The 25,107-nt window shown below is 63.0% G+C and carries 20 protein-coding genes; 6 read left to right on the top strand and 14 right to left on the bottom strand.

The window, feature by feature from the left end; all coding sequences use genetic code 11:
* Window positions 1–5: 5 nt before the first annotated feature.
* Window positions 6–2,135: a pseudouridine synthase gene (locus tag MJ639_RS12355; protein WP_243372920.1), complete on the bottom strand. Its 2,130-nt coding sequence runs from the start codon at window positions 2,133–2,135 to the stop codon at window positions 6–8.
* Between the two features lie 40 nt (window positions 2,136–2,175).
* Here MJ639_RS12355 and MJ639_RS12350 point away from each other — a divergent pair, with 40 nt between their 5' ends.
* On the top strand, window positions 2,176–2,652 hold the full coding sequence (locus tag MJ639_RS12350; protein WP_243372917.1) for a nucleoside deaminase: 477 nt from the start codon (window positions 2,176–2,178) through the stop codon (window positions 2,650–2,652).
* Between the two features lie 107 nt (window positions 2,653–2,759).
* Here the strand turns inward: MJ639_RS12350 and MJ639_RS12345 are convergent, their stop codons facing one another.
* The 3 genes from MJ639_RS12345 to MJ639_RS12335 form a co-directional block, all read right to left on the bottom strand.
* Complete coding sequence (locus MJ639_RS12345; protein WP_243372909.1) at window positions 2,760–3,668, bottom strand: alpha/beta fold hydrolase; 909 nt, start codon at window positions 3,666–3,668, stop codon at window positions 2,760–2,762.
* 64 nt (window positions 3,669–3,732) lie between these two features.
* Window positions 3,733–5,010, bottom strand: coding sequence for a phosphoribosylamine--glycine ligase (gene purD, locus MJ639_RS12340; RefSeq protein WP_243372908.1), 1,278 nt, complete (start codon window positions 5,008–5,010; stop codon window positions 3,733–3,735).
* Window positions 5,011–5,132: 122 nt separating this feature from the next.
* Window positions 5,133–10,931, bottom strand: a complete 5,799-nt coding sequence (locus tag MJ639_RS12335; RefSeq protein WP_243372899.1) for a cadherin domain-containing protein — start codon at window positions 10,929–10,931, stop codon at window positions 5,133–5,135.
* 315 nt (window positions 10,932–11,246) lie between these two features.
* On the opposite strand from MJ639_RS12335, the gene xseA reads away from it, so the two are divergent.
* Entirely contained in the window at window positions 11,247–12,821 is a 1,575-nt protein-coding gene (gene xseA, locus MJ639_RS12330; RefSeq protein WP_243372897.1) for an exodeoxyribonuclease VII large subunit, read from the top strand.
* A gap of 63 nt (window positions 12,822–12,884) precedes the next feature.
* Window positions 12,885–13,115, top strand: a complete 231-nt coding sequence (locus tag MJ639_RS12325; protein WP_423790792.1) for a DUF2093 domain-containing protein — start codon at window positions 12,885–12,887, stop codon at window positions 13,113–13,115.
* Between the two features lie 3 nt (window positions 13,116–13,118).
* Here MJ639_RS12325 and lpxK read toward each other — a convergent pair whose 3' ends face one another.
* The 7 genes from lpxK to MJ639_RS12290 form a co-directional block, all read right to left on the bottom strand.
* Window positions 13,119–14,132 carry a tetraacyldisaccharide 4'-kinase gene (gene lpxK, locus MJ639_RS12320; RefSeq protein ID WP_243372886.1) on the bottom strand — a complete coding sequence of 338 codons (1,014 nt, stop codon included), beginning with the start codon at window positions 14,130–14,132 and terminating at the stop codon, window positions 13,119–13,121.
* Window positions 14,132–15,421: a 3-deoxy-D-manno-octulosonic acid transferase gene (locus MJ639_RS12315; protein ID WP_243372877.1), complete on the bottom strand. Its 1,290-nt coding sequence runs from the start codon at window positions 15,419–15,421 to the stop codon at window positions 14,132–14,134. Before MJ639_RS12315 ends, lpxK begins: the two co-directional genes overlap by 1 nt.
* Entirely contained in the window at window positions 15,418–16,158 is a 741-nt protein-coding gene (locus tag MJ639_RS12310; protein WP_243372874.1) for a lysophospholipid acyltransferase family protein, read from the bottom strand. The genes MJ639_RS12315 and MJ639_RS12310 overlap by 4 nt, the downstream gene beginning before the upstream one ends.
* 18 nt (window positions 16,159–16,176) lie before the next feature.
* On the bottom strand, window positions 16,177–16,407 hold the full coding sequence (locus MJ639_RS12305) for a DUF4170 domain-containing protein (RefSeq protein ID WP_243372873.1): 231 nt from the start codon (window positions 16,405–16,407) through the stop codon (window positions 16,177–16,179).
* A gap of 60 nt (window positions 16,408–16,467) precedes the next feature.
* Window positions 16,468–17,271, bottom strand: a complete 804-nt coding sequence (locus MJ639_RS12300; protein ID WP_243372854.1) for an inositol monophosphatase family protein — start codon at window positions 17,269–17,271, stop codon at window positions 16,468–16,470.
* Window positions 17,272–17,361: 90 nt separating this feature from the next.
* Window positions 17,362–18,291 carry a 4-hydroxybenzoate octaprenyltransferase gene (gene ubiA, locus MJ639_RS12295; RefSeq protein ID WP_243372838.1) on the bottom strand — a complete coding sequence of 310 codons (930 nt, stop codon included), beginning with the start codon at window positions 18,289–18,291 and terminating at the stop codon, window positions 17,362–17,364.
* Window positions 18,292–18,307: 16 nt separating this feature from the next.
* Window positions 18,308–18,769: a hypothetical protein gene (locus MJ639_RS12290; protein ID WP_243372835.1), complete on the bottom strand. Its 462-nt coding sequence runs from the start codon at window positions 18,767–18,769 to the stop codon at window positions 18,308–18,310.
* A 208-nt stretch (window positions 18,770–18,977) separates the two neighbouring features.
* Here MJ639_RS12290 and MJ639_RS12285 point away from each other — a divergent pair, with 208 nt between their 5' ends.
* The 3 genes from MJ639_RS12285 (at window position 18,978) to MJ639_RS12275 (ending at window position 22,540) form a co-directional block, all read left to right on the top strand.
* Window positions 18,978–19,724: a 16S rRNA (uracil(1498)-N(3))-methyltransferase gene (locus MJ639_RS12285; RefSeq protein WP_243372833.1), complete on the top strand. Its 747-nt coding sequence runs from the start codon at window positions 18,978–18,980 to the stop codon at window positions 19,722–19,724.
* Between the two features lie 182 nt (window positions 19,725–19,906).
* Window positions 19,907–21,046: a carboxylate-amine ligase gene (locus MJ639_RS12280; protein ID WP_243372831.1), complete on the top strand. Its 1,140-nt coding sequence runs from the start codon at window positions 19,907–19,909 to the stop codon at window positions 21,044–21,046.
* Between the two features lie 123 nt (window positions 21,047–21,169).
* A complete protein-coding gene (locus tag MJ639_RS12275; protein WP_243372829.1) occupies window positions 21,170–22,540 on the top strand; it encodes a glutamate--cysteine ligase in 1,371 nt (456 codons plus the stop codon).
* A 54-nt stretch (window positions 22,541–22,594) separates the two neighbouring features.
* Here MJ639_RS12275 and MJ639_RS12270 read toward each other — a convergent pair whose 3' ends face one another.
* The 3 genes from MJ639_RS12270 to MJ639_RS12260 all read right to left on the bottom strand — a co-directional run bounded on the left by MJ639_RS12270 (window position 22,595) and on the right by MJ639_RS12260 (window position 24,878).
* Complete coding sequence (locus MJ639_RS12270; RefSeq protein WP_243372826.1) at window positions 22,595–24,088, bottom strand: sensor domain-containing diguanylate cyclase; 1,494 nt, start codon at window positions 24,086–24,088, stop codon at window positions 22,595–22,597.
* A gap of 16 nt (window positions 24,089–24,104) precedes the next feature.
* Entirely contained in the window at window positions 24,105–24,422 is a 318-nt protein-coding gene (gene sugE / locus MJ639_RS12265; protein ID WP_243372816.1) for a quaternary ammonium compound efflux SMR transporter SugE, read from the bottom strand.
* Window positions 24,423–24,590: 168 nt separating this feature from the next.
* Window positions 24,591–24,878, bottom strand: a complete 288-nt coding sequence (locus tag MJ639_RS12260; protein WP_243372814.1) for a hypothetical protein — start codon at window positions 24,876–24,878, stop codon at window positions 24,591–24,593.
* Window positions 24,879–25,107: the final 229 nt, after the last annotated feature.

Below are 25,107 nucleotides of genomic sequence, written 5' to 3'. Positions count from 1 at the left end.
CTCACTTAGCGACGACCGCGCGGTCCGCCCTTGGAGCCACCCTTGGAGCCGCCTTTAAAGCCGCCCTTGGATGCGCCGCGCGGTCCGCCCTTGAAGCCACCGCCGCGAGGTCCGCCTCGCGAGGGACCGTCTCCACGCGGAGGCCCACGGCGCGGACGCTCGTCGCCTCCCTCGCTGCGTGCGCGGAAGGGCCTGTCGCCCTGCGGCTTGCGCGGGCGATCCTCGCCGCCTTCGCGGGAGCGGAACGGACGGTCGCCTGCCGGGCGGCGCGGACGCTCGTCGTCATCGCGACGGGGACGGCCTGCACCGAAGTCACGGCCGCGACGGGCCGGGGCTGCATCGCGATCATCGCGACGACGCGGACGATCATCGTCACGGCCAGCGCCGCGACCCTTGCGCGGTGCGGGAGCCTGCTCTTCTTGCGGCTGGCGCACGAGGCGCTCCACCACAACCTTGCGGCCTTCGCCCGAAGAGATGGCGCCGACGCGCTCGCGCGGACGTTCTGCGCTGGCGGCGCGCGCCTCGCGCGGATCGGCGCCACGGCGCGGTGCTCGTTTACGCGGAGCATCCTCGTCGCTCTCGCCGGCGCGCCACACGCTCTTCTTCGCCTCCAAACGCGAAGGACGCTTCTTCGGCTCTTCCTCTTCACGCTCGAAACGATCCTTGCCGCGCGAACGGAAGGGCTTCTCGTCATCGTCACGACGACGCGGACGCTCGTCTCCGCCACGGCCGAAGCGGGCAGGGCGTTCGTCGCGATCATCACGATCCTTCTTCGACGAACCGAAGGGCGCGATGGGCTCGCGCACAGGGCTTTCGAAATCCACGCCGGCTTCCGCAGCGAGCGCAGCGCCGAGCTGATCCTTCAGGATCTTCGTCTTCACTTCCTCGACGAGGTCCTGCTCGAGATCGCCGAGCTGGAACGGGCCGAAGGACATGCGGATCAGGCGGTTTACCTGCATCCCGAGATGTTCGAGGATGCGCTTGATCTCGCGGTTCTTGCCTTCGCGCAGACCCATCGTGATCCACACGTTGTCGCCTTGCACGCGGTCGAGCCGCGCCTCAACGGGACCGTATTCGATGCCGTCGATGGTGATGCCGTCGCGAAGCCCGTCGAGATCGGCCTGCGTGATGTCGCCATGGGCGCGCACCTTGTAGCGGCGCAGCCAGCCGGTATCCGGGTGGGCGATGACGCGAGCAAGACCGCCGTCATTGGTGAGAAGCAGCAGGCCTTCGGTATTGATGTCGAGGCGACCCACCGCCACCACGCGGGGCAGGTCTTCCGGCAGGTTCTCGAACACGGTCGGGCGGCCTTCGGGATCGCGGGCCGTGGTCACGAGGCCGCGCGGCTTGTGATAGAGCCACAGGCGCGTGCGCTCCTTGGTGGGCAGCGGCTCGCCGTCCACGGTGATCTTGTCGGCGGCGGTCACGTTGATGGCGGGGCTCTCCAGAACCTTGCCGTTGAGGGTGATGCGGCCTTCCGCGATCATCGCCTCGACGTCACGGCGGGAGGCGATGCCCGCGCGGGCGATCACCTTGGCGATACGCTCCTCGGACGGCTCCTGCGAAACCTCGGCCTGAACCTCAGGACGCTCCTCGCGCGGACGGCGCGGGCGATCCTCGGCCGAGCGGTCGAAACGGCGCGGACGGTCATCGCCGCCACGGCCACGGAAGGGCCTGTCGCCCTCGTCGCGGCGCGGGCGGAACGGCTTGTCGCCGCGCTCGGAGCGCTCACGGAACGGGCGGTCCCCATCTTCGCGACGGGCGCGGAAAGGCTTATCGCTACCCTCAGAGCGGCTGCGGAACGGACGATCTCCGTCTTCCCGGCGGGCCCGGAACGGCTTGTCGCCGCCCTCAGGGCGGCTACGGAAGGGGCGATCCCCATCCTCGCGGCGAGCCCGGAAAGGTTTGTCGCCCTCAGCACGCGGACGGCGCGGACGCTCGTCGTTGTCCCGGCTGCGGAAGGGCTTGTCGCCTGCGTCGCGGGGCTTGCGCGGGCGGTCATCCTCGCCTCGGGCGCGGAAGGGGCGCTCGCCGCCTTCGCGGGGTTTGCGGAAGGGCCTGTCACCGGAGGTGCGGCCACGGTCGGAGCGTCCCGAGGAACGGCCCTTGCGATTATCGTCGTTGCTGTCGGTCATAAGAGCCTGATAGCAGAGGAGAGCACGAGAAGCGAGTGACATGAGAAACGCCGATCACAGCCAGTCCGATCCAGCCGGATCCGATCCGATGAGCGTAGCCTTCGACGAGGCGCGCGCCGCCGCCGCGCGCGGGGAGGTGCCGGTGGGGGCTGTGATCGTGAAGGACGGCCGCATCGTCGCCTCGGCCGGCAACCGGCCCCGGGAACTGCGTGACCCATCTGCCCATGCGGAAATGCTCGCCATCCGCCGCGCCTGCGAGGCGCTGGACGACGAGAGGCTCTCCGGCTGCGATCTCTATGTCACGCTCGAACCCTGCACCATGTGCGCGGGCGCGATCTCGTTTGCCCGCATCCGCCGGGTCTATTACGCGGCGCATGACCCGAAAGGCGGCGCGGTGGATAACGGCGTGCGCTTCTTCGATCAGCCCACCTGCCATCACGCGCCGGAGATCTATGGCGGCATTCGCGAGAGCGAGGCGGCAGCGCTGCTGAAAGAGTTTTTCGAAGAACGGCGCTGAGGCAGTCATCACGGACGAAGCGAAGCTCATATCCGGAATCGCATAGTGAGATGACGCCTCATTCTGAGGACGATCCCGGGTTCTGCTGCGCAGCCCCGGGATGACGTTCAGGACTTCAGGAATTCCTGCAGCGCTTCAAGCGTCGCGCTTGCGTTTTCTTCGGCCACGAAATGGCCAGAGGTTACGCCGATTCCGTGAGCTTTGGGTGCGAAGCTCTTGTGCCAGACCTCAAGGGGCTGCCGGTCGTCGCCGACAGGGCCACTGACGAGATAGAATTCACTCCAGATGAGATAGACTGGGCATTGGATTTTCTTGCCCGCCGCAAGATCGGCCTCGTCGGCCTCAATATCGCGCGTGGCACCGGCCCTGTAATCCTCGCAGAAGGCATGGATGCGCGTGGGCTCGTTACAGCTCTGCCAATAGGCTTCGAGCGCGCGCGGATCGAAGGCATCGAGAGAGCCTGCCGCCGACCAAGCCTTCATCAACCCCTCGAAATAGGGGATGGGATCGCGCGTAATTTCTTCTTCCGGTTTCGGATAGGCCTGGGAGAGATAACCCCAATGCGCCTCCGGAATTTTGCCGGAGCGCATCTGCTCCCACACGTGATAGGTGGGCAGAATATCGAGAAGAGCGAGGCGCTCAACACGGCCGGGATGGTCGAGCGCCAGGCGGTAGCCCACGCGCGCACCGCGATCATGGCCGATGACGGAAAAGCGTACATGGCCGAGCGCTTCCATCACACGGATGACGTCCTGGCCCATGGCGCGCTTGGAATATGTCTCGTGCTTCGCGTCTCCCTTCGGAGCGGTAGACCAGCCATAGCCGCGCAGATCCATGCAGACAACCTTGTGCGTCTCGGCGAGTGAAGGCGCGAGGCGATGCCACATCACATGCGTCTGCGGAAAGCCATGCAGAAGCACGATCGGCGGACCATCGCCTTTCGAGCGCGCGAAGATGCGCCCGATATCCGTATCGATCCAATGGCTTTCGAATCCGGGAAAGAGGTCGTCGCTCATGAAATCGTCGCTCGCCGGTTGTGGAGAGGATGGTTTCTAGAACTTAGGGAGGCAAGTGCGTTTGTCAGCCCCGCTCGCGCGCAACAGCACGCCAGCCGATGTCGCGTCGGCAGAAGCCTTCCGGCCAATCGATCTTCGAGACGGCTTCATAAGCCTTCGCCTGCGCATCCGCGATTGTTCTGCCGAGGGCCGTCACATTCAGCACGCGTCCGCCATTGGCGACGATCTTGTCGCCATCCTGTTTCGTGCCCGCGTGAAAGACGATCACATCGTCGAGTGCTTCAGCCTTGTCGAAGCCACGGATCTCGGAGCCTTTCTCCACCGTTCCGGGATAACCTTTCGCGGCCATCACCACCGTCAGCGCCGCCTTATCGGACCAGCTAAGAGAAACGCTATTCAGTTTGCCTTCGACGGCAGCGAGCAGCACCTCCACGAGATCGGAATTCAGGCGCGGCAGCAGCACCTGCGTTTCGGGATCGCCCAGGCGCGCGTTGTACTCGATGAGCTGCGGTCCATCCTTCGTGAGCATGAGGCCGGCATAGAGAATGCCTTTGTAGGGCGTGCCGCGCGAAGCCATGCCCTTCAATGTCGGCTCGATGATCTCGCGCATGACGCGCGCCTGAAGATCGGGCGTCAGGATGGCGGCGGGAGAATAAGCGCCCATGCCGCCCGTGTTCGGCCCCTCATCGCCGTCGAACACCCGCTTGTGATCCTGCGCGGTGCCGAAGGGAATGGCGTGAGTGCCGTCGCACAGGGCGAAGAAGCTTGCCTCCTCGCCATCGAGGAAGGCCTCGATCACCACTTCGGCTCCGGCCGTTCCGAGGCCGCCGCCGATCATCATGTCGATGGCGCTCTCCGCCTCTTCGAACGAGGTGGCGACCACCACGCCCTTGCCGGCGGCAAGGCCATCGGCCTTCACGACGATGGGCACGCCGTAACTGCGCACATAGGTCTTGGCCGTCTCCGCATCGGTGAAGCGGCGATAGGCGGCGGTGGGAATGTTGAACTCGGCGCAGAGATCCTTCGTGAAGGCCTTGGAGCCCTCGAGTTGCGCTGCGGCCTTGCTGGGGCCGAAGGCCTTGATACCGGCAGCCGTCAGATCGTCCACCAGCCCCGCCACCAGAGGAGCCTCGGGACCGACCACCACGAAACCGATGGCCATGACCCGGCAGAAATCGATGACCGCCTGATGGTCGGTGACGTCCAGGGCAACATTGGTGCCGGCTTGAGACGTGCCGGGATTGCCGGGAGCGATGAAGAGCTTGCTGCAAAGGGGGCTCGCCGAAAGGGAGCGTGCCAGGGCATGCTCGCGGCCGCCGGAACCGATGAGAAGGATGTTCATGCCTTAAAAGCCCTCCATGGCGTCGCTGGGCTATTAGCCCCTCGGGGGCCTTTCGCCTACCCCGAAAATGCGGAAAGGCCGGGTCCCTCGCAGAGCCCGGCCCAAAGCAGGGAGGTCTTCGCTCAGATGACGAAGAAATCCAGATAGGTCATCTTCAGCTTCGTCGGGAGCTGGGCGAACTTGATCGCCCCGCCCTTGCCAGAGCCATCCGCATCGTAGGAAAGCGCGCCGGTCTTGTCGTTGTAGACGATGTAATCTTTGGAATCTTTCGCCTTCGGGCCGATGGTGAAGAAGTCCTTGCTGAGCTTGCCGGTCTTGGTCAGCTTCTTGAAGATGGCGTTCTCCAGGTAGATCGTGTCGTCCTTCACGCTGAAGTCCTTGATCGTGTCGACATTGGAGCGCGCGTTCAACGCCGTATTGAACACGAACACATCCTTGCCCGCCTGACCATAGAGAACGTCGTTGCCAGCGCCGCCATAGATGAAATCGTTGCCGGTGCCGCCGTAGATCACGTCGTTACCGACGCCGCTCATCAGCGTGTCGTTGCCGGCAGCGCCATTGAGCATGTTGTTTCCGAGATTGGCATGGAGTCGGTCGTTGCCGCTGGATCCCGTTACCTTCTCGCTGATCCAATCCGTCACGGAAACCACGAGGCTCTTATCAAAGGTTTTCGTGCCGTCGCTCACCCTGACCTTGATGGTGTGGAACGTGGCTTGTTCGTAATCCAGAAGCAGGCCGTTATTGACCACGAGCTTATCGCCCTCGATCCTGAAGCGCCCGCCAGCCGTATCGACCAGTTCATACGTGAAGGTGGAGTTGGCCTGGTCGGTTGCGGACAGGGTGCCGACTTCCGTGCCGCTGGCAGAGGCTTCGAGCACGCTGCTCGTATCGAGCACGATATTCGTCGGGCTGCGGTTGACGATGGTCGTGCGTACCGTGACCTCATCATTGGAGATGACGGTATCTGGATGAGCCGTATCGCTCACCTGGATCGAGAACACCGTTGAGACAACGGATCCCGCTTCGGCCTCCGGGCGCGCCGTCGGCTCGAAACGCAGCATGCGCAGGATGAGAGCGAGCGTGTCCGCCTTCCCGCTGAACGTATAGGTTTTGGTGCCGCCAGCGACTTCCTCGTTGGCGTCGATATAATCCGGGATGATCAGATTGCCGTCGGCAGCGGAGAAGCTGACCTTCACCGTGAGCGTGTCGTTCTCGACATCGGACAGGTTCACGCCCTTGAAGGGGTTTACCGCAGGTCCCGTATCCGTCGTGTTGGTAACGGCCTTGCCTGCGGAGATCACCACATTGGGAGTGTGATTGACGGGCGTCTCGTCCACATCGGTGAGCTCTATGTCGAACTCCTTCTCGAAGGACAGCCCGCCTTTGTCGGTGACGCGCACCTTGATCGTGTGAACGGCGGCGCTCTCGAAATCGAGACGAGAGCCGTCCTTCACGCGGAGCTTGCCGTTAAAGATCTCGAAGCGGCCGCCCGCATCGTTCACCAGCGTATAGGTGAAGCTGTCGCCTGCATTGTCATCGAGGGCGCCGAACATGCCGATCTCGGTTCCATTGGCCGAGTTCTCGGCAATGGTAGCGGTCGAGAGCGTGATGCCGAAGGGAGCAGTGTTCGCAGGAGTCTCGGGAAGATCGTTGAGGTGAATGCGGATCGTTCTCTCGATCACATGCCCACCATCGGTGACACGAACCGTGATGTCGTGGAAAGAGGCGGTCTCGAAATCGAGAAGCCCGCCATTCGCGACCAGGATCGACTTGCCGTCGGCTCCGATCTTGAAGCGGCCGCCGGCATTGTCCACGAGTTCGTAGACATAAGCTCCGGTCGCATCGGGATCGAGCGTGTTCAATGAGCCGACGAAGATGTTGTTGGCGGCGTTCTCGTCGATCGATCCGCCGTAAAGCAGAATATCGGTCGGCACTTCATTGACGTTGTTGACCGCAATCGCGATCACCTTCGTGTATGTGCCACCCTTGCCGTCGGAGACCTGTACCTTGATCGTATAAGAGGTCGCCGCCTCATAGTCGATCAGGCTGCCATTAGACACCAGAATTTTGGTCGTGGACGCATCGAGCTTGAAGCGCCCACCGGCATCGTCGAGGAGGGTATAGCTGAATGTATCGCCGCTATCGAGGTCGATGGCGCTTAAGGTGCCGACTTCGATATCGGTTCCAGCATTCTCGTCGACGGAGGCGTTGCCTTTCGCGCCACCCGAAAGGGTGATGTCGACCGGAGCGTGATTGCCGGTATCGCCTGATCCTCCAGGTGTTTCCGTCACGTCGCCGACATCGATGTCGAATTCTTTCTCGAAGGAAAGACCGCCTTTGTCGGTCACGCGCACCTTGATCGTATGAACAGTGGCGCTCTCGAAATCGAGACGCGTTCCATCCTTGACGCGTAGCTTGCCCTCGAAAATCTCGAAGCGCCCGCCAGCGTCATCGACGAGGCTGAAGGTGAACGTATCTCCGATATTCGCGTCGGTGGCGCTGAAGCTGCCGATTACCGTTCCATTGGCAGCGTTCTCCAGGACGGAGAAGGCGGAAAGCATAATATTGGATGGGGCTTCGTTCGCTGGAGGCTCGGGAATATCGTTGAGCTGGATGCGAATTGTCCTCTCGACGACATGTCCACCATCCGTGACGCGCACTGTGATGTCGTGGAACGAGGCGGACTCGTAGTCGAGCAGGGCGCCATTGGCGACCAGAATGGATTTTCCGTCGGCGCCGAGCTTGAAGCGTCCGCCGGCATTGTCCGTGAGCTCGTAAACATAGGTGCCGCCAAAATCTTCATCGATTACGCCGAGAGAGCCGACGAAAATGTTGTTCGACGCATTCTCATCCACGGATGAGCCGGTGAAGACGATGTTGGATGGCGCTTCGTTGACGTTGTTGACGGCAATCGCAATGGACTTGGTGAAAGTTCCACCCTTCCCGTCGGAGACCTGAACCTTGATTGTGTAGGAGGCCGCCGCTTCGTAGTTGATCAGGCTGCCATCGGCCACGACGATCTTGGTCTTGGTGGCATCGAGCTTGAAGCGACCGCCTGCATCGTCGAGCAGCGTGTAGGTGAAGCTGTCGCCGCTGTCGAAGTCGATGGCGCCGAGGCTGCCGATCTCGATCTCGGTTACGGCATTCTCGTCCACCGAGGCATTGCCTTTCGCGCCGCCTGAGAGAATGATGTCCACCGGCGCATGGTTGGCCGGGGCCTCGGCAACGTCAGTGAGATTGATGATGATGGTCTTTTCGTAGGTCAGGCCACCCTTGTCCGTCACCAGAACCTTGATCGCATGCGAGGAGGCGGTTTCGTAATCGAGCCTCGATCCGTCGGCGACCAGGATCTTTGTCTTTGTGGCGTCGAGCTTGAAGCGTCCATCCGCATCGTCGACAAGCGTGTAGGTGAACGTGTCGCCCACATCTTGGTCGACAGTGCTCAAGACGCCGACTTCCGTGTCGCTGGCCGTGTTCTCGGCAATGGACGTTTTCGACAGCAGAATATCCGTCGGGGCGTCGTTCTTGCCAGTCACGCTCACGGTGAGCGTTTTCACCTGGCTCATGCCCTTGGCGTCGATCACGAGCAGGGTGAGGGTGTGGGATGCGCCGTCGGGATCCTCGAAGTCGATGAGCGCGCCATTCGCCACGCGGATCTCGCTGCCGACGATCTTGAAGCGACCGCCCGCATTGTCCAGCAGGGCGTAGGTGATCGCGTCGCCCTCCGGATCGAAGCCGGTCAAGGAGGCGACGAGCGTGCCGGTCGTAGCGCCTTCGTCCACGACGATGGCGCCCGAGGGGCCCGTGCCGGTGATCGCGGTGTCGGGACGCTCGTTGACGTCGGTGATGCCGATGGTGATCGTCTGTGGGGCGCTGACGCCGCCCTTGCCGTCATCCGCATAGATCGAGAGCGTGTAGTATTTCTTGCCCGTGGCGAGCGCTTCGTAATCGAGCACGGCGCTGGGCGCGAGCTTGATCTGGTTCGTCACGGGATCGATGACGAAGAGGCCGCCCGCATCGCCGCTGGGCGCGAAGTGGAAAGTCACCGGATCGCCGTTCTTGTCCGTCGCGCTCAAGACGCCGATGAACGTATCGATGGTGGCGTCTTCCGCAATCGCCGTGCCGAGGCCGCCGTTCAGGCGTATATCCGTCGGCGCATCGTTGGTGTCGGCGATGTCGTTGACGGTGATCAGAACCGTCTTCGTCACCGAAGCGCCGAGCCTGTCGGTTACGGTAATCTTGATGGCATGCGACTTGGCGGTTTCATAATCGAGGTTCTCGCCTGACTTCAGACGCAATTCGCTGCCGACGATTTCGAACTTGCCGCTCGCATCCTCCGCGAGAGAGAAGGTGAAGCTGTCGCCTAAATCCGGATCGACACCATCGAGCGTCGCAATCAGGCCGGTTTCATCCTCATCCACGGCAGTGCGCGAGAGGATGACGCCGGTAGGCACACGGTTCTCGACCACATCCTTTACGGTGATTGTGACGGACTTGGTGACGGAAAGGCCCGTCTGATCGGTGACGGTGATCTTGATCGTGTGGGATGTCGCCGTCTCATAATCGAGGCTCTCGCCTGCCTTCAGGCGCAGCTCGTTACCGACGATCTCAAACTTGCCGCTGGCATCCTCTGCGAGCGCAAAGGTGAATGTATCTCCGGCATTCGGGTCGATGCCATCCAGCGTTGCGATGACGCCCGTGACGTCCTCGTTCACGCTCTCGCGGGAGAGCGTGATGCCGGTCGGAGGCGAGTTGGTGAAGTAACGCTTCTGATAGATGCCGTAGCCGTCGCCGTCCTGGCCGGCGGATTGCCAGCTGACGATCCAGCCGTCGTTGAGCGCCGTCACGCTCGGCATTTCCTGGTTGCCGGCGGTGGTGGTGTTGACGAGCATGTCCGCTGGGCCTGCGGGATTGCCGTTCTTGTCGAAGGCCTGCAGGTAGATGCCGTTGCCCGAGCCATCCTGTCCGGCCGATTGCCAGACAACCACCCAGCCGCCATCCTTCAGGGCCGTGACGGTGCCCGGTTCCTGCAATCCTCCTGTCGTGACATTGACGCGTTGCGGCGTGGAAAAGAGCGCCACGCCGTCCTTGTCGAAACGCTGCTGAACGATGTCACCGCCGGCGCTGTAGGAGGTCCAGGTGACGACCCAGCCGCCATCGGCCAGCGTCGTGACGGTTGGCATGACCTTGTAGTCCGAGTTGGTCGTCTCGACAGGCAGGTCAGTAGCGGCGGAGGCGACGCCGCTCGCATTGTAGCGCTGCTGATAGATCGCATGCGCCCCGGACGAAGTATGGGACTCCCAGGTGACCAGCCAGCCGCCGTCGGGAAGAGACGTCACCGAAGGCCGGGATTGCCCGCCATCCGTCAAGGCATTGACCTTGGTCTCCGCACCGACTGCGGTTCCCGACGCGTTGTAGCGCTGTTGGTAGACGCCCATGCCAGAGCCGTCCTGGCCGTCGGTCACCCAGGTCACCACCCATCCGCCATCCTTCAGGGCCGTGACGCTCGGCAGGGACTGATCGAGAGCCACATTCGTATTGACGAGCTTGTCCGCCGTGTATTGAGCAATGCCATCCTTGTTGTAGCGCTGCTGATAAATGCCGCCGTTCCAGCCGATGTCCTGGTTCTGTGAGACCCATGTGACCACCCAGCCCCCATCGGGGAGGGCCGTCACGCTCGGATCGGCCTGGTCGCTCGCCGTGGTGAGGTTGACGCGGAGATCGCTCGTGGAGATGGCAGCGCCAGTCTTGTCGAAGCGTTGCTGGTAGATGCCGTAACCGCCGCCGTCCTGATTGTTGGACTGCCAGGTGACGATCCATCCGCCATCGGCCAAGCCTGTGATGCTGGGAGCCTTCTGGTCCGAAACCGTGGTGATGTTGACCTTGGTCTCGGGACCAATCGAGGTGATGGGTGTCGTCATGACAAAGCTCCCCCAAGCATAGGCTTGTTGTCATGCCAGTACCGCACTGTTGAAAAAGATACAACGTATCTCAAAGCTGTAGAGTAACTTTTTACTTTACCGCTCAGGTTGATGCCGTAACGGAAGTTCAAATTGATGTTACGGCTTCCACTTGCCGTAGCGGTCGTTTTTCTCTCCTTGGAGAAGAGTCTCGATCCAGAGAAAACGGGCTGCGTCGCTCAGGCAGTGGACAAGGGTGGATTTGCTGCGGATTGGGGCTTCATTGAGAGCGTCCTGGCCTTGGCAGAGGAGGGGTGGACCGATTAGGTTCTCCTCATGTTCGCAGAAAAAGCTCCCTCCAACGCCCAGGAATGGTCCGTTTCGGATCTCGCGGGCGCTCTCAAGCGCACCCTCGAGGATGCCTTCGGCTTCGTGCGCCTGAGGGGCGAGGTGTCGGGCTATCGTGGGCCCCATTCGTCGGGCCACGCCTATTTCAGCATCAAGGACCAGAATGCCCGCATCGATGCGGTGATCTGGAAGGGCTCTTTCGCCAAGCTCAAGATCCGCCCCGAGGAGGGGATGGAGGTCATCGCCATCGGGCGCATCACCACCTTCCCGGGCTCGTCCAAGTACCAGATCGTCGTCGAAACCCTGGAGCCTGCCGGCGTCGGCGCGCTCATGGCGCTTCTCGAGGAGCGCCGCCGCAAGCTCACCGCCGAGGGGCTCTTCGCCGCCGAGCGCAAGCGCCGCCTGCCGTTCCTGCCCCAGGTGATCGGCGTCGTCACCTCGCCGACGGGCGCCGTGATCCGCGATATTCTTCATCGGCTCGAAGATCGCTTCCCGCGTCGCGTGCTGGTCTGGCCCGTGCGCGTGCAGGGCGACACCTGCGCGGCGGAAGTGGCTGCCGCCATCCGTGGCTTCAACGCCCTCGAGCCGGGCGGCCGTATTCCGCGTCCCGATGTGTTGATCGTGGCACGCGGCGGCGGCTCCATCGAGGATTTGTGGGGCTTCAACGAAGAGATCGTGGTGCGCGCCGCCGCCGAGAGCGCGATCCCGCTTGTCTCTGCCGTGGGGCACGAGACCGACACCACGCTTATCGATTACGCCGCCGACATGCGTGCGCCGACGCCGACAGGCGCCGCCGAAATGGTGGTGCCGGTGCGCGTCGAACTAATGGCGGATGTGAACGATCTCTCCCGTCGCCACACGGAGACGATGCTGCGTCTCATCGACCGCCGCCGCTCGGATTTGCGCGCGACGGCCCGCGCGCTGCCGTCGCCGGAGGCTCTCTTCTCGCCCAAGCGTCAGCGTCTCGATCTTGCCGCGACCAAGCTCTATCCAGCATTGGCGCGCAACGCGCGTGGACACGAGGAGCGGCTGCTCAAGGTCGCGCGCCAGCTCGCGCACGTTTCGCCTGTCGCGAATGTGGCGCGCATGCGCGCCAGGCTCGATGCGGTGGGCTCGCGCCCCTACAATGCCGTCTGCCGTCTGGTGACATTGCGCGAGGAAACGCTGAAGCAGCTCGATCGCCGTCTCGTCGTCTCGCGTGAGACCTTGCTGCGCGCGGAGCGCACGCGCCTCGCGCAATCGACGGAACTCACGCAGCGCGTAGCCGAGCGTCTGGTGCCTGCTCTCAAAGGCCAGCTCGCGCGCAAGGCGGATAGGCTGGAAGCTGTGTCCAAGCTTTTCGACAGCTTGAACTACAAGTCGGTGCTCAAGCGCGGCTTCGCCCTCGTTCGCGACGTGGATGGCCAGCCTCTGCGCTCGGCGGATGCAGTGCTCGACGGTCAGGCTCTCGTTCTCGAATTCGCGGACGGCAAGGCCGACGCTACGGGTGGCCGCATCGGCTCACGGCCGAAGCCCGTGAAACCGAAGCTCGTCGTCAAGGAAGAGCAGGGCGCTCTTTTCTAGGCGGCATTGAAAAGCACTGCCGCAGTTCCCTTATAAGGGACGACCGAACAAGCGATGGCGTGAATGATGAACAAGCATGAGCGCAGCGGCGGCGAGGCCGTGGTGCAGTATCTCGACAGCAATCTCCGGGTGGTAAAGCCCGGCGCTTTCGTCCGTTGCGCCGTGACCGGCGAGGCCATTCCTCTCGATGATCTCAAGTATTGGAGCGTCGAGTTGCAGGAGCCTTACGCGTCCCCGGAAGTGGTGATGATGCGCATCACCGGGCAGAAGCCCTCAGCATCCACCGGCCGGTGATTGTCAGGGGCGGCGCAGCCGTCTCTCGCCGACCTTGCGCAGGATGAAATTGCGTAAGGCGGCTTCGTCGTCGACGTGCAGGCGCACCGGCAGAACCGTCAGTCCTTCCCACACCGCCGAACCGTTCAGGCTGACGATCCGCACGAAATCCTTTTCCGTCGTCACCGCCTGCAGGCCGCGTGTTTCTGCCTCCCGACGAAGAGCTTCGAGATCGCTCCTGTTGTAGGGATGGTGATCGGGGAAGGAGCGAGCCTCCACCACAATGGCACCGCAGGCATGCAGGGTGTCGAAGAATTTCTCGGGCCGCCCGATGCCTGCGAAGGCGAGCACCTTCTGTCCGTTCAGCGTATTGGCCAGTCCCGGATCGGGCATGAGATTGCCCTTGAAGACGCGCTTGTTCAGGAGCGCTGCCTGACGCGCCACGGCTTCGCCGGCGGCTCCTGCACCCATCACGAGAACGGCATCGACGGCAGGCCATTGCGCGCTCATCCAGGCACGCAGCGGACCGGAGGGAATGGGCAACCCATTGCCGATGCCGGTGGCGCCGTCGATCACGGCAATCGCGCAATCCTTCTTGATAGAGGGATTCTGCAGGCCATCATCCATGATCACCACGGTCGCGCCGATCTCATGAGCGAGCCGTGCGCCTGCGGGGCGGTCGGCGGAAACGATGGTGGGCGCCATGCCCGCGAGAAGGATCGGCTCGTCGCCGACATCCATCGCCTTGTGCTGCGGCTGCACCTGCAGAGGACCGCGGAGCGTGCCGCCGTAGCCGCGCGTGAGGAAGGCCGGGCTCTCGCCCGCCGCATCGAGGATCTCGGCAATGAGCAGTGCCGTCGGTGTCTTGCCGGCGCCGCCTGCGGTGAAATTGCCGATGCAGATGACGGGAAGGTCCGCGCGCTCTCCCTGCCGTTTCATTCGCATGCTTGAAACAGTGCCGTAGATAGCACTTACGGGGCGCAGCAGATTAGCCAGGAATGACGTGCTGTTCTGCCACCAGAAGGAGGGAGCACGCATCAGCGTCGCGCTCCGAGTTTCGCCTGCACGATAAAGGGCTCGATGGATTGCATGGTGCGATCCACAGCGCCGCCCAGAGACTGCACGGCTTCGCCCGCGGCGCGCGCCATATCGCGCGTCAGCGCCGTATTGGTCAGAAGCTCGCTGACGGCGCGGGCAAGCGCCGTCGAGTCCTTCACCATCAGCGCGCCGCGCGCGACATCGATGGCGGCATAGACATCCTCGAAATTGTGAACATGCGGTCCGTGCAGGATCGCAGCGCCCAGCTTCGCCGGCTCGATGGGGTTTTGACCGCCATGGGCAACGAGCGAACCGCCCATCACCACGATGGGGGACAGGCGATAGAACAGCCCCATCTCGCCCACTGTGTCCGCCACATACACGTCCGTGGCGCGGTCGGGATGAATGCCCTCTGAGCGGCGGCTCGCGCGCAGGCCTGCCTGCGCTGCGATGGCCGCCACTTCAGGGCCGCGATGCGGATGGCGTGGTGCGATGATGGTGAGCAGATGCGGATGGCGCTTGGCCAGAGCCCGATGCACGGCGACGATCACGCCTTCCTCGCCCGCATGCGTGCTGGCGGCGAGCCAGATGGGCCGTCCGGCGACGAGGCCGGAGAGATGCGCCACGACGCGTGGATCGGCGGGGGGAGGGGCTGCGTCGAATTTCAGATTGCCTGTCATTACGACGCGCGGCGCGCCGAGGCGGGCGAGCCGCTCCGCATCGTCCTGCGTCTGGGCAAGGCAGAGGGCGAAGCGTTCGAGCAGGCTTCTGATGATGCCGGGCAGTTTCTGCCAGCGCTGGAACGAGCGGTCCGACATGCGTCCGTTGACCATCACGAGCGGGATGTGCCGCTCGTCGAGGGCCATCACCGTGTTGGGCCAGATTTCGGATTCGGCGATCAGGGCGAGGTCCGGCTGCCAGTGATCCAGGAAGCGGCGCATGTAGCGCGGCACGTCGAGGGGCACGAACTGATGCACCGCGCCGGGCGGAAGGCGACGCGCGATGAGCGCGGCCGAGGTGCGGGTGCCTGAGGTGACGAGCACTGCAAGCCCGCGCTGGGTCAGACGCTCGACGATAGGCAGCAGCGAGAGCGTCTCGCCGATGCTTGCGCCGTGGACCCAGATCAGATGGCCCTTGGGACGCTGGCGGCTCGGATAGCCCTGGCGCTCGCCGATACGCGTGCGATCCTCGCGCCCTTTGCGCTGACGCCACAATAGGAGGCCGAGAACGGCCGGTTCGAGAATTGCGGTGGCGGTGCGATAGGCCTTGAACAGGATCGGGGTGCTCATGCGCGCGAGCCTCCCGCCAAGGCCGGGATGCTCTTGGCGCCGGGGTCCTTCGAGCCGACGAGGGCATAGGCACGCTCATGGACGGCATCGAGATCCCGCTCCACCCGCTGGCGCAGGGTTTCGAGCAGGGTTTCATCCGCATCGCGGGGAACGGCAATCGGCTCGCCCAGAACCATGGCACCGCGCCCGAAGGGCAGGCCGATGCTGGCCCTGTCCCAGCTGTTGAAATCGATGCGGCGGCTCGTGACCACGGCCACCGGCACGATGGGCCGACCGGACATCTGCGCGAGGGTCACGATGCCCTGGCCGCAGATGCGCGAGATCTTCGGAATGTCGGCGGTCATCACCACCATCTCGCCGCCCGCAAGCGCCTTGAGCATCCCGCGCATGGCCTGGACGCCGCCTTTCTTGCGGATGTCGCGGCCGCGCGCGCCGGAGCCGCGAATGGCGCGAATGCCGAGATGGCGAAGAGCGATAGCGTTGAACTCGCCGTCGCCGGAGCGGGAGACGAGGCTCGCCGCGCGGTCCTGAGGCCGCTTGGCGAAATGGATCATGAAATGCTGCCCGTGCCACATGGCGGCGATCACGGGCATCTGGGGGGCGATCCGGTCATAGGCATCAGCCGGTTCCATGACGAACCGGTTCGTGCGCTGCACGAACTTGAGATAGCCGGCGACCAGGAGCCCTAATGTCTCCTGAACCGGCCGCGAGCGCGTGATGCGTTTGAGGAGCCCCATCTCGATCCGTTGTTGTTCTTAGCCTTGCGGCTCCAGCAGGCGGTGCAGGTGCACGATGAAGTAACGCATCTGCGCATTGTCCACCGTAGCCTGAGCCTTGGCCTTCCATGCCATATGGGCCGAGGCGTAGTTCGGATAGATCCCGACGATGTCGAGCTTGGTCAGGTCCTTGAAATCGACGGATTCAAGGCTCTCGAGCTCGCCGCCGAAAACCAGATGGAGGAGCTGCTTGCCAGGCGTGTCGGTCATGGGTTCAGAACTCTTCTGAAAGGAGTACGGAAAGGGTTGATACGGTGAGGCAAACCTTGTTCAGGTCCTCATGGCCCCAATAGCACGAGGATGCAACCGTGACGCAACGGCAATCATCTCATCGTGACGAGGCTGGGGCTTGTTATAAGCCGGTGGCAGGCCTGCGAAATCCGTCAAAAGGCCACCTGCCTCCTTCAGGATAAGATCGGCTGCGGCGATGTCCCAGTCCTGTGAATTGTGGGAAACAAGCCCGATATCGATGGTTCCCTCCGCCACCCGGGCCAGCCGCAGGGCAAGCGAAGGCACCTTGGGCAGACGCTCGACGGGGCCCGTCTTGCGCTCGAACCGGTCCACGAGAGGCTTCGGCCCGGCCACCCGGGGCCGAGCAGGCGTCTCGGTTTCGGAGAGTTGAAGCCGCTGCCCGTTGCACCAGGCACCGCCGCCGATGGTAGCCTCGTAGAGCTTGTCATGGATCGGCGCATAAAGGCTCCCGAGCACCGGCAACCCATCTTTCACGAGCGCGATGGAGATTGCCCAGTCGGGGTGGCCTGCAGCGAAGGCACGGGTCCCGTCGATGGGATCGACCACCCACACATGGCTGCGATCCAGGCGCGAGGGGTCGTCAGCGGTTTCCTCGGACAGCCATCCGGCTTCCGGAAACAGGCCGGTGAGATGGTCCTTCAGGAAATCGTCGAGGGCGATGTCCGCTTCCGTCACGGGGGAACTGTGCCCCTTGTACCAGAGCCGCGCCGCCGTCTGCTCGCCCGCGCGGAAATAGGGGAGCGCCAGGGCGCCTGCCTGGTGGGCCGCATCACGCACGGCCAAGGCGAGACGATCGAGAGAAGGGGCTGAGGGGGATGACATCGGGCTCAATATGGACGCGGGCAGCGGACGATGCCAGGGAAAGGAGCGAAGAAACCCTTCGCCGTCAGGAAAGAGACTTTACCTTGTCTCTCAGAGAAGGGCATCGGCGACCATGGCCGCGAAGAGGATCAGGCCCGCATCCCGGTTCGACCGGAAGAGGCGCAATGCGCCTGCGCCATCGGCCCGGTCGATGCGGGTGACCTGCCAGCCGAGATGAAGCGCGAAGAGTCCAAGGCCGAGATAGGAGACGAGGCCCACGCCTGCCTGGATAAAGGCTGCTGTCATGAGGACGAGGGTCAGGCCGTAGCAGATGCCGATACCCAATCTCACGCGCTCGCCGAAGAAGCGGGCGGAGGATTTGATCCCGGCGATCTCGTCGTCCTCGATATCCTGAAGGGCATAAATGGTGTCGTAGCCCACCACCCAGGCGACGCTGGCGAAATAGAGTAGGAGCGCGGCGAGGCTCAAAGACCCGAAGAGCGCAGCCCAGCCCATCAGGGCCCCCCAGGAGAAGGCGAGACCCAGCACGATCTGCGGCATCCAGAAGAAGCGCTTCATGAAGGGGTAAAGGGCCACCACGCCGAGCGAGCCGAAGCCCGTGAGGATGGCGAAGGTGTTGAACTGGAGAAGGACGAGAAGGCCTATGAGAGCCTGCAATCCCAGAAAGGCGAGGGCGCCCTTCAGGCTCACCTGACCGGAGGGTAGGGGACGCTGGCGGGTGCGCTCCACGCGGATGTCCAGGTCCCGGTCGACGATGTCGTTATAGGTGCAGCCCGCGCCGCGCATGGCGACGGCGCCGATGAGGAAAAGCAGGCAATGGAACGGGTTGGGCCAGGGCTGCCCCGCCGCGATGGCGGCCAGTGCGGCCGACCACCAGCAGGGAAGCAGCAGCAGCCACCAGCCGATGGGGCGCTCGATCCGCGCCAGGCGCAAATAGGGGCGAAGGCCCACCGGCGCCCACCGGTCGGCCCAATGGCCGCGCACGGCATCGGGAAGAGAGGATGCCGCTGGGCGCTCCATCGTTCTCAACGCCGGATCAGAGAGCGCCCTTCGGCACGCTCAGCGTGCCGGTCAGGCCACCGCCCATGCGGTTGCCGCCCTGCTGGGCCTGCTGCTTGGCGCGCTTCTCGGCCTCGGCCACCTTCGCGGCTGCACCGCAGGCCTGGCCCTTGATGGTTTGCACGCGCTTGTTGTCCTCGGTGAAGCTCTCCACTGCCTGGTCGGGGACCTGGCACCAATCCTTGTTGGTGGACATCCACTTCAAAGTGGTCTCGCCGTTGGCGGCCATCTTGGTCAGGATCGTGCAGGCGGGGCGGGGATCGACATTCTTCTTCTTGCCGCCTCCGGTCAGATCCGTGAATTGCTTGACCAGACCCTGGCGCTCAAGCAGCAGCTTCTGGCCGTCCTGGCAGACGGCCGACTGTGCGAAGGCAGGGGCGGATGCGAAAATGCCAACGGCGGCAAGCGCGGCCATCAAGGTCGAACGGATGTGCGTCATGGCAAAAACCCTTCAAAGGAGCCGGCGACGTCTCGCCAGCCTGTGCTCTGTTAACAGGTAAGGCACCCAAAGGCCAAGGGGCGATTGGTCGCCTGCTTCTCAAGCTGTGCAGCAGCGCACCTGAATTTTGGATGAGCGGAGGGGCGGTCTCTCCCCAGGAGGCCCGGAAGTTGCTAATGCTCCCCTTGCTCAAGCTCTCAAGGTTTCCATGGCCGAATACGACTTCAACGCGCCCCGTCTGTTCATCGATTCCCCCCTCCGGAAGGAAGCGAGGATCGGGCTCGACCGGGGACAGGCCAATTACCTGTTGAACGTGCTGCGCATGAAGGACGGCGAAAGCGTGCTGATCTTCAATGGGCAGGACGGGGAATGGCGGGCCGAAGTCGCGGTCGAGGGGCGCAAATCCGCCGATCTCGTCTGCGCGGAGCGAACCCGTGAGCAGACGCCCCAGCCCGATCTCGTCTATGCCTTCGCGCCCCTCAAGCATGCGCGTCTGGACTACATGGTCCAGAAGGCCGTGGAGATGGGGGCGGGCATTCTCCAGCCCGTCATCACCCGCCGCACCCAGAGCACGCGCGTGAACCTCGAACGCATGCGGAGTAATGCCATCGAGGCGGCGGAGCAATGTGGGATCCTCACTATTCCCGAGGTGCGGGAGGAAGAGAATTTAGAGCGTTTTCTCAAGGACTTGGAGCAGGATCGCGTACTTGTGTTCTGCGACGAGGATGCCGCCATTGCAAACCCCGTGGATGCTCTGGCCAAGCTTGGGAACAAACGATCAGGCGTTGCCGTTATCGTGGGCCCCGAAGGAGGGTTTACCGATCAGGAGAGAGCGCTTGTCGCCGCCCACGAAAGATGTGTTCGCGTATCGTTGGGACCGCGCATTCTGCGAGCCGATACTGCCGCAGTGGCAGCCCTCGCGATCGTGCAATCCGTGCTCGGCGACTGGAACTGACGCGCCCATTCGACAACGGGCCAAGCCAATTCGCCTCTAGCATCAGAAGCTTGGCAATTTAACGCCGATTCGCCCCACTGGCGCCCCATTCGGGCGGAGTGTTGTGTGCAATCGGAGCGCCTCCACATGCAAGGTCGTTTGCAAGGGTCATTCCTGAAAAAACAAATAGAGGAAACCGGGAAATGAGCTGGGATTTCAAGTTCGGCATCGAGGAAGAGTACTTCGTCAACGATGCCGCCAAGCGAGACGTAGCCAAGAACAAGATCAAGGAATTCTTCGCTTCCTGCCGGGACAAGCTCTCGGACGACATCCAGCCTGAAATGCTCGAGCCGCAGATCGAAATCGCCACCAAGCCGGTGAAGGATTTCGCGGAGGCGCGTTCGCAGCTCGCCGGCATGCGCGCATCTGTGGGTTCGATCGCGCGCGAATACGATCTCGCGATCATGGCCTCGGGCACTCATCCGCTCGCCATGTGGTCTCGCGTGCGCGCCAACGCGCAGCCGCGCTATGGCAAGGTGATGCACGACCTGCAGATGCTCGGCAACCGCACGGTTCTGTGCGGCATGCATGTCCATGTGGAAGTGCCGGATCTGGCGATGCGCGTGGACATCATGAACCGCATGCAGCCTTATCTTCCGCTGCTGCTCGCGCTATCCACCTCGTCGCCGTTCTGGCAGGCGCAGCGCACCGGCCTTCTGGGCTATCGCCTCGCGGCTTATCGCGAATTGCCGCGCACGGGCCTGCCCGATCTTTTCGAGAATGCAGCTGATTACCAGCGCTATATCGACACTCTGGTGGCGGCCCGCGCCATCGAGAATTCAAGCTATGTGTGGTGGGTGATCCGCCCCTCGCTCAAGCATCCGACGCTGGAGCTGCGCGTGGCGGACAGCTGCACCCGCGTGGATGACACCATCGCCATCGCCGCGCTTTATCGCTGCCTCGTGCGCCGCCTGAGCCTCGACACCAATCTCAATGCCGGTCAGACCGGAGCGTCGCGCGCCATCAACGACGAGAATTGCTGGCGCGCCATGCGCTACGGCATCCATGGCAGCTTCGTGGACGAGAAGAGCCGCAGCGCCAAGCCGGTGCGGGAGCTGCTCGACGATGTTCTCGACCTGATCGCGGACGATGCCAAGGAGCTCGGCTGCGAGCGGGAGGTGGACCTCGCCCGCTGGATCGTAGCCCGGGGCACCAGTGCCGACCGCCAGCTTACCCTTTATACGGAAGCCGTCGGCCGCGGGCTCTCGAGCCGCGACGCCCTGGTGAACGTGGTGGACTGGCTTTCCGCCGAGACCATGGGGGATCCGGTTCTCCAGCACTGAACTCTTAAAGGTGACCCTGCACATTTGTGGGGTCACCCCTCATTGCAGCTTGGCCTTAACGCGCCTATCTAGTCACGACCTGAGTCGGCGCGCCTTGAACGCGCTTATTGGATGAGGTGATGTATGGCGCGGGACGTATCCGATACGACCCCCATTGGCGCGCGTTCCGAGCTCGTCGCTTGGATCGCTGAAGGCGAAAAGCCGCGCGAGACGTGGCGGCTGGGCACCGAGCACGAGAAGGTTCCTTTCTATAAATCCGATGCTTCCCCCGTTCCTTATGACGGGGGCAAGGGCATTCGCGCGCTGCTCGAAGGCCTGCAGGACCGCACCGGCTGGGCGCCCATCATGGAAGACGACCACCCGATCGGTCTCTTCGATGAGAAGGGCGGCGGGGCGATCTCGCTGGAGCCCGGCGGCCAGTTCGAATTGTCCGGCGCGCCGCTGAAGACGCTTCATGAGACGGCGCAGGAAACGGCGCAGCACATCGCCGATGCGAAAGCTGTCGGCGAGAAGCTCGGCATCGAGTTTCTGACGCTGGGCATGAGCCCGCTCTGGACACGTGCCCAGACGCCGGTGATGCCGAAGAAGCGCTATGGCATCATGACGAACTACATGCCGAAGGTCGGCACGCTTGGTCTCGACATGATGTACCGCACGTCCACCGTGCAGGTGAACATGGACTATGCCTCCGAGGCGGACATGGTGAGGAAGCTGCGCGTGTCGCTCGCGCTGCAGCCGATTGCGACAGCGATCTTCGCCAATTCGCCCTTCACCGATGGCAAGCCCAACGGCTTCCTCTCCATGCGATCCAACATCTGGCTCGATACGGACAGGGACCGCACGGGCATGATGGCCTTCGCGTTCGAGGACGGTTTCGGCTACGAGCGCTATGTGGATTGGGCGCTCGACGTGCCGATGTATTTCGTCAAGCGCGGCGAGACTTATCATGACGTCGCCGGCGCGTCCTTCCGCGATCTTCTTGCCGGCAAGCTCGCGCAATTGCCGGGCGAGCGCGCAGTGCGTTCCGATTGGGCGAACCACGTCTCGACGCTCTTCCCGGAAGTGCGCCTGAAGCGCTATCTCGAAATGCGCGGCGCGGATGTGGGCAATATCGAACACATCACGGCGCTTTCCGCGTTCTGGACCGGATTACTCTACGACGATGCGGCGCTCGATGGCGCGTGGGAACTTGTGAAGAGCTGGAGTGCCGAACAGCGCGAGCAACTTCGCGCCGATGTGCCGAAGCTTGCCTTGAAAGCCACAATCGCAGGGCGTCCCGTGCAGGATGTGGCGAGCGATGCCCTGGCGCTCGCGCGCGAAGGACTCAAGCGCCGCGCCTATCGCGATGCAGCAGGCGATGACGAGACGAAGCACCTCGCCTATGCGGAAGAGATCGTCGCATCAGGCCGTACGCAGGCCGACCGGTTGCTGGAGCTCTATCATGGAGCCTGGGCCGGTTCGGTGATGCCTGCATTCAAGGAACGCGTTTTCTGAAAATGATCCAAGGCAATCCGCTTTCTCGTGACTTGAGTGGAGCGGATTGCAGGCTCAAGCGGCCTTTGCTGCAACAGCCACGCGGTTTCTGCCACCCTGCTTGGCGCGATAAAGCGCCTTGTCGGCCATGTGAATGAGTTCAGCCGGGCCAGTGACGGAGCGGTCGAAAGCGGGGTTCTGTGTCACGCTGCCGATGCTGATGGTCAGGGTATAGCTCGGCGGGTTGGCTTCGTGGTGAACGGCCAGCGCCTCCACCTGTGAGCGGATTTTCTCCGCAACCATTCCCGCTCCCGCCTCATCCGTATCGGGCAGCAGCACGACGATCTCCTCGCCGCCGTAGCGGGCCACGAAATCGCTGGGGCGCTTGACCGAATCCGCGATGACGCGCGCCACCTTGCGCAGGCACTCGTCGCCCTGCTGATGTCCGTAGATGTCGTTGTAGGACTTGAACTGATCCACATCGATGAGGAAGAGCGAAAGCGGCGTTCCATCGCGGCAGGCGCGCAGCCATTCCGTCTCCAGACGGTGATCGAAGTTGCGGCGATTGGCGAGGCCGGTGAGGCCATCGGTCGTAGCCAGCACGGCGAGTTCGGCCTCCACCTGTTCGCGGCGGCGCAATTCGCGTGCGAGTCTCCAGCCCAGCACGCCGATGATGGACACGAGAACGGCCACGCCCGCGGAGCGGATCTTGAATTCCTTTGCCCAATTCGCCAGGGCCTCCTCCTCGCTGACGGCTGTCAGCAGGACAACAGGATAGACGTGATTTCTCTGGTAGCCGGCAAGGCGCGTCACGCCGTCGATGGGCGACACATAACTGCCGGATCCGTAGGGGCTTCCGTCCAGGCTAAAAGACGATTGGCTGCGCGCAATGCCGATCGCCTGATCGGTATAGGGATAGCGCGAGAGAATCCGCCGATCGGTCGTGCTGATCATGACGATGGCGCCGCCGGCTCCCAGATCGATCCGGCCGAAGAAGTTCGCGAAATAGCGCGGCGGAATGCTGACCTGGATGACGCCGCCGAAAGTTCCGTCGGGCCTGTTGATGCGCCGTGACAAGGTCAGCACCCAGTCGCCTCCGAGAGGGTCGCGAATGATGGGGCCGAAGAACCACTTTCTCTCCGATGACATGGAGTGGTGCTGGAAGAATACCTGATCCTTCACGTTCACACTGGTGTGGCCCGGCAGCGAGCTGCTCCGAACGAAGCCATCTTCCCCATAGACCGTGAGCACCTTCAGCGCCTGCAGGGTCTGGATGCGTTCCGAGAAGAACGCCTCCATTCCGGCCGTGACCTCCTGCGTCGATCCCTGGCGCTCGATACGGTCGACCATGTCGACCAAGATGGCATCGGCTAGGTTGAAGGTATCCTCCGCATGCTGCGCAAGAGATTTGGCGAGATTTTTCATCTCGCTCTCTATCCTGACGAACTCATCCTCGCGCTCACTCCAGTCACGCCAGCCTTCGAGGCCGGCGATGGCCAGGCAGATCAATGTGACGAAAATCTTGAGCCAGAAGGACGAAGAATAGGTTTTGCGCGGAGAGGATACCATCTGGCTTCGTCTCCGCTCACGGGGCCGCGAATTTGAGGCCGAGAATGCCGGCGACGATCAGCCCGATACAGGCCAGACGCATGAGAGTGGCAGGCTCACCAAGGAGAACGATGCCGAGGATCGCTGTTCCCACCGTTCCGATGCCGGTCCAGACGGCGTAGCCGGTGCCGACCGGCAGGGTTTTGAGGGCAAGGCCTAGAAGCAGGACGCTCGCGATCATGCTCAGGGCCGTCAGGAGGGAAGGGACCAGCCGCGTGAAGCCCTCGGTATACTTGAGGCCGATCGCCCACCCGATCTCGAAAAGGCCTGCAAATGCCAGATAAACCCACGCCATTCCCGCTCTCACGCCACCAGAGGTGACACATTATTCTGGTTCGATAACGCGAGGCCCCCCTTGCGTTCCCCAAATATACAGGGGGCCGTTAGCAGGCTCAATAGAGGCAAAGGTTGCAGATCCGACCTCACGAAAACTCCCGGAAATGGGCCGATCCTTCCCGTCTTCTCACTCGATGGGGCGGGCTGAAGGCTTCAGGGACGCGTAGGGGTTGAAGGGTTCGTAGATCTGGTGCTTCCAGGCATCGCCGCAATTGACGCAGATCGAGCGGATCATGTGATTGCTCTGCTCAAGGCGCTTGAGCAGCTTCTCCTGACGCGCCTGGGCTTCATTCTGTGCATCGTAACCTGAAGGCCGAACCGTCAGCCGCATGCCCTGGCCGCTCTGAGCCTCCTGGGCAAAAGCCGCCGGTGCCGACAGGCCCACGAGAATGGCGGCTAGAACAACATGGCGCATCGGACTTTGAACCCCCTTAAGCCGATATGAATCATCCACGACTGGACGCTACGCAATGCTATTCCGTCAAGCCGGAAAGCAGGATTGAGACCATACGAAGCAGGTCTCACACATGAACGTGAGGGAAGGTTCCCTTGCGGGAGAAAAATATTTTCCGGTGCTGAGAAACAAATCCCCTCTGTTTAGAGAGGTGGTGCGGAGGGAGTACCTCCTAGATGGCCTAGCCTGT

The sequence above is a fragment of the Microvirga solisilvae genome (assembly GCF_022808595.1).
Taxonomy (GTDB): domain Bacteria; phylum Pseudomonadota; class Alphaproteobacteria; order Rhizobiales; family Beijerinckiaceae; genus Microvirga; species Microvirga solisilvae.
Note: the sequence above shows the minus strand (reverse complement) of the source record. Positions and strands in the feature narration are given on the sequence as shown.